At 26.8% G+C, this 12,800-nt stretch carries 10 protein-coding genes; 6 read left to right on the top strand and 4 right to left on the bottom strand.

All coding sequences use genetic code 11. The annotated features are described in order from the left end of the window. Window positions 1–107: 107 nt before the first annotated feature. The gene (locus tag E6A48_RS06820) at window positions 108–491 is read right to left on the bottom strand and encodes a DUF4234 domain-containing protein (protein ID WP_219709294.1); all 384 of its coding nucleotides are present in this window, start codon (window positions 489–491) and stop codon (window positions 108–110) included. A gap of 436 nt (window positions 492–927) precedes the next feature. Here E6A48_RS06820 and E6A48_RS06815 point away from each other — a divergent pair, with 436 nt between their 5' ends. Beyond that, the gene (locus tag E6A48_RS06815; protein WP_219709293.1) at window positions 928–3,234 is read left to right on the top strand and encodes a DUF5682 family protein; all 2,307 of its coding nucleotides are present in this window, start codon (window positions 928–930) and stop codon (window positions 3,232–3,234) included. A gap of 282 nt (window positions 3,235–3,516) precedes the next feature. On the opposite strand, the gene clpX is transcribed toward E6A48_RS06815, so the two are convergent. Further along, entirely contained in the window at window positions 3,517–4,725 is a 1,209-nt protein-coding gene (clpX, locus tag E6A48_RS06810; protein WP_219709292.1) for an ATP-dependent Clp protease ATP-binding subunit ClpX, read from the bottom strand. Window positions 4,726–4,950: 225 nt separating this feature from the next. Between clpX and E6A48_RS06805 the strand changes: the two genes are divergently transcribed. Both E6A48_RS06805 and E6A48_RS06800 read left to right on the top strand, forming a co-directional pair. Beyond that, entirely contained in the window at window positions 4,951–6,525 is a 1,575-nt protein-coding gene (locus tag E6A48_RS06805; protein WP_219709291.1) for a hypothetical protein, read from the top strand. Window positions 6,526–6,533: 8 nt separating this feature from the next. Beyond that, window positions 6,534–8,090 (top strand): NAD-dependent epimerase/dehydratase family protein, encoded by a 1,557-nt coding sequence (locus tag E6A48_RS06800; protein WP_219709290.1) that lies wholly within the window; start codon window positions 6,534–6,536, stop codon window positions 8,088–8,090. On the opposite strand, the gene E6A48_RS06795 is transcribed toward E6A48_RS06800, so the two are convergent. Next, a complete protein-coding gene (locus E6A48_RS06795) occupies window positions 8,087–8,671 on the bottom strand; it encodes an OmpA family protein (protein WP_258018566.1) in 585 nt (194 codons plus the stop codon). The genes E6A48_RS06800 and E6A48_RS06795 overlap by 4 nt on opposite strands. A gap of 222 nt (window positions 8,672–8,893) precedes the next feature. Here E6A48_RS06795 and E6A48_RS06790 point away from each other — a divergent pair, with 222 nt between their 5' ends. From E6A48_RS06790 to rseP, 3 genes are all read left to right on the top strand, one after another. Then, window positions 8,894–9,916 (top strand): GGDEF domain-containing response regulator, encoded by a 1,023-nt coding sequence (locus E6A48_RS06790; protein ID WP_219709288.1) that lies wholly within the window; start codon window positions 8,894–8,896, stop codon window positions 9,914–9,916. A 20-nt stretch (window positions 9,917–9,936) separates the two neighbouring features. Then, the gene (locus tag E6A48_RS06785; RefSeq protein ID WP_013244436.1) at window positions 9,937–10,527 is read left to right on the top strand and encodes an L-threonylcarbamoyladenylate synthase; all 591 of its coding nucleotides are present in this window, start codon (window positions 9,937–9,939) and stop codon (window positions 10,525–10,527) included. A 191-nt stretch (window positions 10,528–10,718) separates the two neighbouring features. Beyond that, complete coding sequence (gene rseP / locus E6A48_RS06780; RefSeq protein WP_219709287.1) at window positions 10,719–12,095, top strand: RIP metalloprotease RseP; 1,377 nt, start codon at window positions 10,719–10,721, stop codon at window positions 12,093–12,095. Between the two features lie 82 nt (window positions 12,096–12,177). Here the strand turns inward: rseP and E6A48_RS06775 are convergent. Continuing rightward, window positions 12,178–12,800, bottom strand: a 623-nt coding sequence (locus tag E6A48_RS06775; protein ID WP_219709286.1) for a VWA domain-containing protein, incomplete at its 5' end; no start/stop codon positions are given.

The raw sequence follows: 12,800 nt of genomic DNA, 5'->3' as shown, positions 1-12,800 counted from the left end.
ATGTAATTTAAAATATTTTTTATATACCCTACCCTTTATTTTTTATAATTTATTTTGTAATTGAAATTTTATTTAATTAAAAATTATAGCTCTCGCCAATGCTTTAATTAAGAATTAGCATCATTAATAATATCAATCTTATCATAAATAATATTAAGCTTAGACTGCAATGTAACAACAGAATATATATATCCAAAAGGAATTAAAAAAAACAATGACAAAACAAAAGCATTCTCTCCATAACTATCAATATCAGCTTTTTTATACATATCATTAAAAACAATATTTCCATATTTATAAAACCAATATATGTCAAATAGTCCGCAAGTTATTATTGATAATATGCAAACTAATGTAGGGGATATATATTCATTTTCCATATAGCTATTAATATCTTTTGTTGTAACGGTAATCCAATAAATCACATATACCCTGCATGTAATTAATGATAATAAAGCAACATTTAATAATGGTTTCTTTTCTATTTTCATAAATATCTCTAAAAGATTTTTTTATTTTAAGTTTAAATAAAAAAGCATATAAGTCAACAATTAATTTTATGGTTAAAAAGTTATATTTTCTCAAAAATAATGACTATGATTTGATATTAATTTTTATACTTGCACTTTTGCGAAGCGTGCCCGAAAAACTTTGACGAAGTCCACACAGCGACCGAAGGAAGTGCCTGTGTGTATGACCCAAAGAAGCAAAAGGACTGCAATTTTTTAGCTTAAAATGTTGGTATTCTATTATTTGTATATTCCCAAAATATTAGCTATAGTATGTGCGTTTTTTGCAACTTTTTTGAGCGACAAAAAAGTTGATAGAAAATAATGAACTTTAATAACTATATATTAAATAATCAATTTTATGCTTGCAATGTTTAATATATATTGTATCATCATAAAAAAATATTGTATTATAATAATGTCAAAAAAAAATAACTTAGAAAAACAACAACTACTATTACCTATAAGGCATCATTCTCCAGCTTGCTCATATCATTTAAAAAAAGTAATAAATAGTTTTAATCCAGATTGTATATTAATAGAAGGACCAATAGATTCTAACAACTTAATGGAGTTTATGACAGACGAAGAAACAAAGGCACCATTTTGTATATATTCCAGCTATGACAGCGAGATTAAATATAGAAGCTACTATCCATTTTTAGATTATTCTCCAGAGTTTGTAGCAATAAAAGAAGCATCGAAAAGAAATATCAATTGTGAGTTTATAGATATGCCTTTTGCTTCTATGATAGAAAATACAGATGATGAATATCAAAAAATAAGCTCTGTATATGATAAAGATGATTTAAAATTTGATATAAACGACTATACAAAAAAACTTACGCAAAAATCAGGGCTAAGAACATTTCAAGAGCTTTGGGAGAGAGAGTTTGAAATAAATGGCATAGTAAAAACATCAGAAGAGTTTTTTAAAAGCGTATATACATTAGGTTATTATATGCGTTTAATAGAGCAAGAAGATACAGAAACAAGAAACAGAGAATATTTTATGGCTAGTAATATAAAAAAAGCCATAAAAAAATATAATAGAATTTTAGTTATTATAGGAAGCTTTCATATGGAAGGCATAATAGCTAAATTAAAAGAAAACATTAATATAGAAGAAAAGCTAAAAAAATATAATAAAAAAAATGCTAACAGCTATTTAATACCATATTCATTTGAAGATGCAGACAGAAGAAACGGTTATCAGGCTGGTATAGAGTTTCCTGCATTCTATGATTTTGTTTATAAGAGCCTAGAAAAAAATAATTTAAATAGTTATTTAGATACTGTTATGTATTTTATAATAAAAGCTTCAAATATAGATTATAATAACAATAATTCAAGCATATCAGATTGTATAAACGCCTACTATATGGCAGTTAATCTTTCAAAACTAAGAGGCAAAAGCACAGCAGGAGTTTATGAGCTTATAGATTCATTAAAAACTTCATTTATAAAAGGAGATATTAATTTTGAAAATAAATCAAATATAGATTTTATTATCAAACTGCTATCTGGTATAAAAAACGGAAAAGTATCATCAAAAAGTTCAGTTCCTCCTGTAATAATTGACTTTAGAAATTTATGTAAAAAGTTTAAAATTAAATTAGACAACAGCAGCGAAGTAGAAACTATACTTGATATTGTTAAAGATGATACACATTTTCAAAAGAGCAGATTCTTTCATAAAATAAGATTTTTAGACATTGATTTTTGTAGGCTAATAAAAGGTCCGGATTATATTAACAGAGTTAATAAAAACCTAGCAAGAGAGATTTGGAAATATAAATATAAAACCAACGCAGAATCTTTGTTAATAGATAAATCAGTTTATGGTGTAACTATAGATGAAGTTTGTATTAATATCATAAAAGAGAAATTAGATAGTAATATAAATTCAAGCGAGATTTCAAAATTAATAATAGAAACTAATATGATGGGAATAGAAGGTTTCTTAGTAAACAACTATTCAAAAATAGAAGATGTTATTTTAAAAGACAGCAATTTTATAAGTTTATGCGAATGTTTATATAATTTATATTATTTATTAAATATAGTTGAATATAATAGCATGATAAAAAAAGAATCTTTTGCCAATGATTTAATAAAAAAACTTTTAAACACAACATTTATTTGTGCTATAAACAATATGGATTATATAAAAGATTTAGAAGAAGAGGAAGCTATTAAATATTCAAAGCATATAAAAAACATTTACACAAATATATTAAATAATGCTGATTTGATAGAAGCTTTCACAATAAAAATAAACTCTATATTGTCAAACACATTTGGAAGCTCACATATATATGCAGTTTGTTTGGCAATAAAATATAAATTAAAAGGAATGACAACAGAAGAGTTTTCTAACATTATATGCAATTTTTTAGAATCATCTGATGCTAATACTATAAGTTATTTCTTGTCTGGAATATTTATTATATCAAGAGATATTTTATTTATTAATGATGATATAATAAAGAAAATAGACACTATTGTAGAAAAGCAAGATGAAGAGAGTTTTTTAAGTATACTACCAAATTTAAGATACGCTTTTACAAATCTCTCACCAGATGAAATAGACAGGCTTTCTTTATTTTTATCAAAGCTGCATAATAAAAGTAAAGCAGAAGAGATAAATAAAGAATCAGAAGCTGATATATTATTAGACCAAAAAATATTTGAAAAGATGAAAGAATATAAAATATTTAATTAGTAATATTAGTATATACCTAAACAATAATTTTCTATCAACTTTTTTATTGTTCTTTTTCCCGCCGCTACGCGGTGCGGACTTCGTCAAAGTTGCAAAAAGTGCAAATGCTATAGCTAATATCTTAGGAATATGTATTAAATATAAAATAATGCTTGTGTTTTAATCCAAAAATGCAGTCTTTTTGCTTCTTTGCGGCAGCAAAAGAAGTGGGGTGCTACCCTACGGGCACGCTTCGCAGGGGGCAAAGCCCTGCAAATAATTAAAATAAAACACTTAAAAATTTTAGTGTATATTTAGTTTCTCTTCAACATATTCTTTTTTTATTTTGATAGACTTTTTATCAGAAGGCAAATCATACATTGAATCAAGCATTACCTTTTCAAATAAAGCCCTTAATCCTCTCGCTCCTGTATGCTCTTCCATTGCCTTTTTTACTATCACTTTTAAAGCCTCATCATCAAAACTTAAATCAACATTATCATACTCAAATAATTTTTTATATTGCTTAATGAGTGAGTTTTTAGGCTCTTTTAATATTCTAATCAAATCCTCTTCTTTAAGCTCTTGTAAAGTAGCAACAACAGGAAGCCTTCCTATAAGCTCTGGTATAAGTCCAAATTTTACTAAATCCTCAGTTGCAATATGCTTCATTATCTCATCATATTCCAAGTTTTCCATAGAATTAACTTCAGCAGCAAAACCAAGACCTTTTTTTGAAGTACGCTCTGCAATAGATTTTTCTATATCTATAAAAGCCCCACCACATATAAAAAGTATATTAGAAGTATTTATATCTATATTATTTTGATGAGGGTGCTTTCTTCCACCGTAAGGAGGCACACTTGATATTGTTCCTTCTATTATTTTTAATAAAGCCTGCTGAACTCCTTCACCAGAAACATCTCTTGTAATAGAACGCGATTCACTCTTGCGTGATATTTTATCTATTTCATCAATATATATTATTCCTTTTTCAGCTAACTTCACATCTCCATCAGCATTTTGTATAAGGCGAAGAAGTATATTCTCAACATCATCACCCACATATCCAGCCTCTGTAACAGTGGTAGCATCAGCAATAGCAAAAGGCACATTCAAAGCCTTAGCTAAAGTACGAGCAAGTAAAGTTTTACCGCTTCCTGTAGGACCTATTAAAAGCACATTAGACTTCTCTATTTCAACATCATTGTTAGTATTATCTTGCATTATTCTCTTATAATGATTATATACAGCAACTGATAATATCTTTTTGGCATAATCTTGCCCTATAACATACTGGTCAAGTAAAGCTTTAATCTCTTTAGGAGGAAGTATTTTTATATCATATTTTTTATTATTAGTTTTTTGACTGCTATGAGCATTAAAATAATCATTTGCTATGGCAGAACAATCAGAGCATAAATACCCTTCATTTCCTTCTATATATCTGCTTAATTCTTTTAATTCTCTTCCGCATAAAGCACATGCTTCTTTATTAGTTTTCTTAGACATATCTCTCCAACTTTATTCTTTATGTTCTAAAGTATTTTTAATTGAGTTAACACATTCTATACTAAAATAAAACTATTTCAATAGAAATTATAAATATTATAATATGAAATTACGATTATATTATTATTAAAATTTATTTTTTTATTAATTTACATTTATAAGAAATTTTGATATAATAAAATGACATTTTTATATTTATACAACAAAATTAGTTAGGAAAGATCAATGAATAATGCAAAAATATTTATAATTTTTATAATTATATTTTCTTTTTCAAATTTGTTCGCTCAAAATCTATATACAACTAAAGACATTATATTTAATCTAGATAACTCAGCTGTAAAAAGATCAACAGCTTATCAAATGTCTTCATATTCAGATAAATTAATGTCAAAAGATATATTTGATTTAGACAGAACATTATTTTCAGGAATGTATGCCCCTAGTTTTAAAAATGGTATGCAAAATGCAGCACAATTATATTTTGGTATACCAATAAAAGATAATGAAATGTATTTTGGTATAAGCGGAGCTTTTTCTATAGATTCTCAAAGTATGAACTATAATAGAGAATATATACCTGTACTTGATAGAGTAATAATTGGAGAAGAAAAAAACTTAGATACTTCTTTTGCTATTAGACCGGTATTCAAAATAAATGATATGGTATCTATACATTATTTATTAGCAAAATCAGGCGGATATTATCTTAATCAAGGATATACTTATTATCATCAAACTAATGCAGATAATTATGCTAATCTTACAAATAATATTACAAACTCTCAATGGTATAATGAAATAGCTGTTGCAATTAATTTTAATAATGATATGAGATTAAATTTACCAATAGCTATAGTAGTAAATAATTATTTACAAAATTATAAAACAAATAGTAGCACTAAAGATACATTAAGCCATCAATATATAAATACGGCAACAAATTCTTTTGATAATTCTGTGAGATTATTATTTTATCCAGAGTTTATGATGCCTTTAGTAGCAGGACCTTTGCAAAAATTAACTTTCAATCTAGGATTAGAGTTTGACCTTTACAAGGATAATCAAAATAGATTTATTCTAAACTCAACTAATATATCACCAAATGAAATAGATAAAGTAATAAATGGAAGTTTAGCTAAAAGCAATCAAACTTATAATCTTAATATGAGTTTTGATATTAGTGCTGCCCCTACTTTAGAATGGAATATTATAGACAGAGTAATAAAATTAACAACAGAGCCTAGATTAGGTTTAAGACTAGATATAACTAATTTAGGTCAAACATATGTAATGTCTAATACTTATGATAATGTTAATAATACAATAGATGAAGGTAATTTAATAGCAACAGGCGACATACTTCATAATGCAATAAGTATTATTCCATATTTGGAAATACCAGTTGGTACTACAATAAAACCTTTAGAGTGGTTTGAAATTAGGGCTGGAATAAAATATGGAATAGATATGAATATATATTCTTTATATAGAGAAACATCTGAAAAAGAAATAATAGAAACACTTGAAACAGATTTCGTATCAAAATTAGGAATGTATGCTGGACTTGGCTTTTCTTGGAAAGACAGATTATTCCTTGATTTATTCCTAGATTTAGCTGTAACAAGTAAACAAGAATCTATATGGGTAAATGGTGTAGGACTTCAATTATCTTATGCATTTACAAAATTTGACTATTTACAAAAAGAAGAACCTCCTATATATTCTTATACAAATGGGGATACCAATAATGAGAATAATATCAATTTGAACAACAATATTACAAATGATATATTATAGGAGAATTAATGAAATATATAGTTAGCTTAACAGGTGCTACAGGAAATATGGGGCTTGAAACATTAAGACAATTAATGGAGATAGAAGATATTGAACTTGTAAAAATACTTGTAAGAAAAGAAAGCAAAAAAGTAGGCGAAAAATTTAAAAAAGAATATGGTAAAAGAGTAGAAATAGTTACAGGTTATTTATATAATAAAGAAGACTCTGAGAAGTTAATAAAAGATAGCCACTATGTGCTTAATCTCGCTGCAGTTATTCCGCCAAATTCTGACAAATACCCAAAACTAGCACATTTAACTAACTTTGTGGGAGTAAAAAACGTTGTTGATATATTAGAAGAAATGCCTAAAGACAAACGTCCTAAACTTGTTCATATATCAACAGTTGCTCTTTATGGAAACAGAAACGAAAAACACCCTTGGGGAAGAGTTGGAGACCCATTACTTATAAGTCCTTATGATGCTTATTCTTTCTCTAAACTAAAAGGTGAAAGATATGTTCTTGATTCATCATTAGAAAATAGAGCTATAATAAGACAAACTGCAATGCTTCATAACAGAATGCTTACTGACAATATGAGTGACGGACTTATGTTTCACACTTGTTATAATGCACCGCTTGAATGGGCTACAGCAAGAGATAGCGGACTTTTAATGAAAAGAATTGTTGAAGAAGATATTAAAGGTAATTTAGATGATTATTTTTGGAAGGGTTGTTTTAATTTAGGAAGTAAAGCAGAAAATAGACTTATTGGTTATGATACATTCAATGATGGATTTAAGCTAATCGGTGGCTCTACAAAAAAATATATGAAGCCTAATTGGAATGCCATAAGAAATTTTCATGGTCTTTGGTATTATGACGGATACAAATTAGAAGAATTATTCTCATATCAAAAAGAGTCTGTTACAGATTATTGGAACGAAATAGGAAAAACTCATTGGTATTATGCATTAGGCAAAATAGTGCCTCCATCTTTAATATCATTTTTCGCTATACAAAGACTTTTACCTCACCCTAATTCACCAACATATTGGCGTAAAAATAATGAAGATGGAAAAATAATTGCATATTTTGGAAGTTTAGAAAACTTTGATAATTTGCCTAAAAAATGGGAAGATTTTAACTTGCTTTTTGAAAATAAAGATTCTGAAGGAAATTATATAGATTATAAGGCTTTGCTCAATATAAAAAATGCTAAGCTTCTTAATCATGGTTATGATGAAAGTAAAAAAGACAGTGAAATAGATTTGGAAGACCTTAAAAAAGCTGCAGAGTTTAGAGGCGGTAAACTTTTAAGCACCAGCATGACTAAAGGAGATTTATATACAAAGCTAAAATGGTCTTGTGCTGAAGGTCATGAATTTGAAGCTTCTCCATTTACTGTTATAAAAGCAGGACATTGGTGCGAAGAATGTATGCCTGACTACACATGGAACTTTGATATATTAGCTAAGAAAAATCCTTACTTCGCTCAGGTATGGTATGATTCTCATAAAGAAGATGAAAATATGATTTATTATTTTGACGATAACTTTAAAGCCCATTACAAAAAAGTTTAATATAAATTATATATATAGTTGGTATACATATACATATCATTAGAGTTTTCTATTATTACAAATTCAACTCTTCTATTTTGTTCAGGAGTGCCATAGTCTATTAAATTTTGAACCCCTATTGCTTTTAATTTATTATCATTGTCTGTTAATAAATCTCCTACAGCTAATGAACGTAAATATGATAAATCAACTTCATTATTTCTATCATATAAATATAATATATTATTTGTAGTACTTAAATTGTATACAGTATTCTTATTCATATATCTAACTTCACTAGAATCAATATGACCTTCTATATATATATTAAGAATATTTGTAGACTTTAATACTAAAGATAAATAATCTAGAGTTTCTGCATATTTATTTGTATTTACAATGCTACTGTTAGAATCAAATAATATAGGGTCTTTTAATATTAATAGTTTCCCTCTTTTAGTGTTTTGTACATAATAAACACTGTTAGTATTAGTTGTTATTTCGTTGGTAATATTTTCTTTAGTTTCTTTATTATTTACTTCATTGGAATCTTTTGATATGATAACGGCACTTTGGCAGCCTATAAAAAATAACAAAAACAATAATATAAAAACTCTCATTATACAATTAATTTTATCTACTTATTATTATTTAAATTTTATTATATTATCGGATAATTATTTATAAACTCTAATATTCATATTATTTTTTATAAAATTACATATTATATTTTAAGCATGCAATTTGAATATTTTTATTTAATATATTTTGTTTTATTTACGATATTAAAACATATATATATCAAATTAATAAAAGTATTATTTATGAATGAAAACATTTTAGTCATAGAACATAGAGCAGAACTATTAGAAAAAATAGTTGATATATTAAAAGAAAGACATTATAACCCAATATCAACAAAATCACGTTCTCAAGCTATTAATATATCTAATGAAACATCTCTTGACTTAATCATCATCGATGCTGATATAGGTGATTCTCAAGGGCTTCAGCTTTTGGACACTTTTAAAAATCAAGAAAATACTAAGGGAATACCTGTAATATTATTAAGTACTCCATATAAAAAAATAGAGTTTATAGAAGAGGCTATATCATTAGACATTGATGGGCTTGTATTTACTCCTTTTGATGAAATGGAGTTTATAGTTAATGTTCATAATGCAATGAAAGAAAAGAAAATGTATATAGAACATCAAAAAACTCTAAAACAAATTGATTATCTACAAAATGCTCTAAATAATATGACTGAAACTTCAAATAAAAATTATCAGTCTTATAAAGATTCGCAAAAGAAATATGAAGAGATATTAAATATTGATTTGGAAACAGGTTTTTATAATAAAAAAGAGTTTTTAATTCAATTTAAAAGATTATTAGCAGAAACAGTAAGACATGAAGAAACTATAATATTAGCTTCTTTTTCAATAGACGGTATAGATGATATTATAGAAGAATTTGGAATAATGGCTGGAGAAGAAATAATATTACAATTCTCTAAAGTATTAATCAATGCTACAAGAGAAGAAGACATTATAGCAAGATATGACACCAATTTATTTATGGTGGCATTTAAGAGAATGGATATAAGACTTTATGAAGATAAAATAGAGCAAATAAAAGAATTAGTTAATAAAAATGAAATAATGTATAATGAAATAGTTATAAAATATACTGTATCTGCTGGAATAGCATATACTGCCTACAAAGCTAACTATCATTTTGATAATCTTGATAAAGAAATTGCCCCTTCACTTCTTGCTTTACATAATGCTAAAAGAAGAGGTTTTGCTAAAGTATATATTCACCCTACTGTTATTAGAAGGTAATTAATAATGAGGATAGTTATATGGTAATTGAGCTTGATAAAAATAATTCTGATAGTATAGAATATGCTGTAGAAGAGGTTGCTAAAGTTATAAATAATGGGGGGGTTGTAATATCTCCAACAGATACTGTTTATGGAATGTTGGCTGATGCTTTTAATGTTGATGCTATTAATAGAATATATTCAATAAAAGAGAGAGAAAGAGAAAAACCACTTCTTATACTTTTAAAAGATTCTAAGTTTATTAATATATTATGTGAAGGAAATATACCTGATATAGTGAAAGCAAAAATACCTGGCGAACTTACTTTTATTATGCCTCTAAAAGAAATTATAAAAAAAGATTTTCTATATCTTAAAAATACTGTTGCCCTTAGAATACCTAAAGATGACTATATGGAAAAATTATTAAAATTAACTCCTCCGTTAGTTGCTCCTTCTGCTAATCCTACAGGTTATGGTGTTATATATGACGGCAATAAGCTTGTAGAACTATATAAAGACAAAGTTGACCTTATTGTCAATTGCGGTACTATCGAAAAAAAACTTCCTTCTACTTTATATGATTGCATTAATAATAAAGTGCTTCGTCAGGGAAGTGTTTATCTATAATTTTAAAATATATTAATTTATATAAAAAATAAATTTACATAATTCCTATTGAAATATATTAAAAATAATATATCATTTTTCAAATTTAAAAAAATATTAAAACATTAGTGTTGAAATATTTTATTATATAATATATATTATTTAGTAATTATTCTTAATAAGTATAGTGTTTAATATAAGGAGGCTAAAAATTGAGTTGGATAGGTGCTATTATATTATTAAGTGTACTTGTATTTGTCCATGAAATGGGGCATTTACTTGCTGGTTTAGCTGTAGGAATAAAGGCTGAAGCTTTTTCAATAGGATTCGGACCTATAATATTTAGAAAAACTATAAAAGGAATAGATTTTAGATTCTCAGTAATACCATTTGGAGGATACTGTAAGTTTAAAGGAGAGATGTCAGAAGACGGAAAAGTGGAAGATGATGATTTTATAAGTATGTCGCCTTTAAAAAGAATCATAGTATATTTTGCAGGACCATTTTTTAATTATTTATTTGCTTTTTTGCTTCTTGTTATATTAGTATCAATACCTTCTACAGTGGATTTATATTCTCCAACTATAAGCGTATTTAAAGATGCTAGATATATGCATGCCAAATCTGGAAGCACATTAGCTTATGAATATGGCCTGAAAAGCGGAGATACTATTACTGCAGTAAATGGAATTAAAGTTAATTATGACAATGATGTATTAAAACTTATAAATGAAGAAGCTGTACAAAAAAATGCCGACAACATCAACTTCACATTAAACAGAAAATCTGCAGAAAGCGGAAATATAGAAAAAGTAAATGTATCTATACCTTCTGTAGAAATATTAAAAGCATTAAGCGGTGAGAGAGCATTAGGATTTTATTTCGGTGGTGATTTAATTATCAAAAATGTAGTTAAAGGTTCTGCTGCTGAGGAAGCTGGTCTTCAAAATGGAGATAAGATATTAGCTGTAAACAATATAAATGCTGATAATATAGCAGATTTCAGACCTCTTATAATGGATAATGCTTTAAATAAAATTACAATCACTGTTTTAAGAGATGGAAAAGAGATAACAAGAGAAGCTATACCAAGACCTGTAGAATCAAAAAACGGTACTTACGGAAGCTTAGGTATAGAGTTTATGAGCACACCTATAAAGGTTGAAAAAATAGAGGGTACACCTTTTCCAAAATCTATACCAGAAGCTTTTAAAGAGACTGGTAAATATATTGTTTCTTATGTAAATGGATTAAAACTTTTATTTACAGGAAAGCTATCAGTAAGAGAGAATTTAGGAGGACCTGTAAGAATAATACAGCTTTCTTCTCAAGTAATATCTGTTAGTGTTGATAGAATTAGAACTATATTATCTTTTACTGCTACTATAAGTTTAATATTATTTTTAATGAATCTTTTGCCTCTTCCTGTTGTAGACGGAGGTATGATAGTATTTTCATTTATAGAGCTTGTAATGAGAAGACCAATCAATAGAAGTGTGCTTACAAAAATACAAGCCTTTGGTGCAGCATTCTTAATAACGCTTGCTATATTTATAACAATAAACGACATCACGCAAATATTTAAATAAATGAAGGTTTAAAATAATAAAAGAGATTCTATTATATAGAGTCTCTTTTTTATTTATAAGATTAATTTGCCACTAAAATTAACTATGATATAACATCATTTACATACTGAGCTAATTTATTTGGTGTAATTGCCGCCACTTTAGCACCAAGTTTAGAGAGTTTTTGAGCAGCATTTTTATCATACGATTCATTACATTCATAATTTAGTGCCGTTAATATAAAAATCTTACTCCTTGCCTCAATAATACCTTTTACACTGTTATGCATACATTTATAATCATTACTATCTTCCAAATCGCTTATAAGCAAATATATAGTCTTATCTGGAATAGTTGTAATTTTTTTAGCATATTCCAAAGCATTAACAATATCAGTCCCCCCTCCTAATTGAACCTTTAAAAGAGTATCCACCGGGTCTTTAACATAATCAGTAAGATCAACTATTGAAGTGTCAAATATAATAAGCTTCACAGATAAATAAGGCAAATTAGCAAATATTGACGCCATTATAGAAGAATATATAACACTATCAAGCATAGAACCGCTTTCATCTATAAGTATTATGATATGCCAAGGATTATAGTTTCTTATATTGTTATTAAAATAAAGTTTATCTACGAATATTGTATTATTTTGAGTATTATAGTTTTTTAAATTATGCCTGATTGTTTTTTTTACATCAAGATTTTTAAACATTTTTTTTT

It is taken from the genome of Brachyspira pilosicoli (genome assembly GCF_019402445.1).
Taxonomy (GTDB): Bacteria; Spirochaetota; Brachyspiria; order Brachyspirales; family Brachyspiraceae; genus Brachyspira; species Brachyspira pilosicoli_B.
Note: the sequence above shows the minus strand (reverse complement) of the source record. Positions and strands in the feature narration are given on the sequence as shown.

What these genes read in the sequence shown, in the direction of transcription:
- E6A48_RS06805 (WP_219709291.1), top strand. Translation starts at nt 4,951, where the DNA reads ATGAATAATGCAAAAATATTTATAATTTTTATAATTATATTTTCTTTT.
- E6A48_RS06820 (WP_219709294.1), bottom strand. Translation starts at nt 491, where the DNA reads ATGAAAATAGAAAAGAAACCATTATTAAATGTTGCTTTATTATCATTA.
- E6A48_RS06800 (WP_219709290.1), top strand. Translation starts at nt 6,534, where the DNA reads ATGAAATATATAGTTAGCTTAACAGGTGCTACAGGAAATATGGGGCTT.
- E6A48_RS06790 (WP_219709288.1), top strand. Translation starts at nt 8,894, where the DNA reads ATGAATGAAAACATTTTAGTCATAGAACATAGAGCAGAACTATTAGAA.
- clpX (WP_219709292.1), bottom strand. Translation starts at nt 4,725, where the DNA reads ATGTCTAAGAAAACTAATAAAGAAGCATGTGCTTTATGCGGAAGAGAA.
- E6A48_RS06815 (WP_219709293.1), top strand. Translation starts at nt 928, where the DNA reads ATGTCAAAAAAAAATAACTTAGAAAAACAACAACTACTATTACCTATA.
- E6A48_RS06785 (WP_013244436.1), top strand. Translation starts at nt 9,937, where the DNA reads ATGGTAATTGAGCTTGATAAAAATAATTCTGATAGTATAGAATATGCT.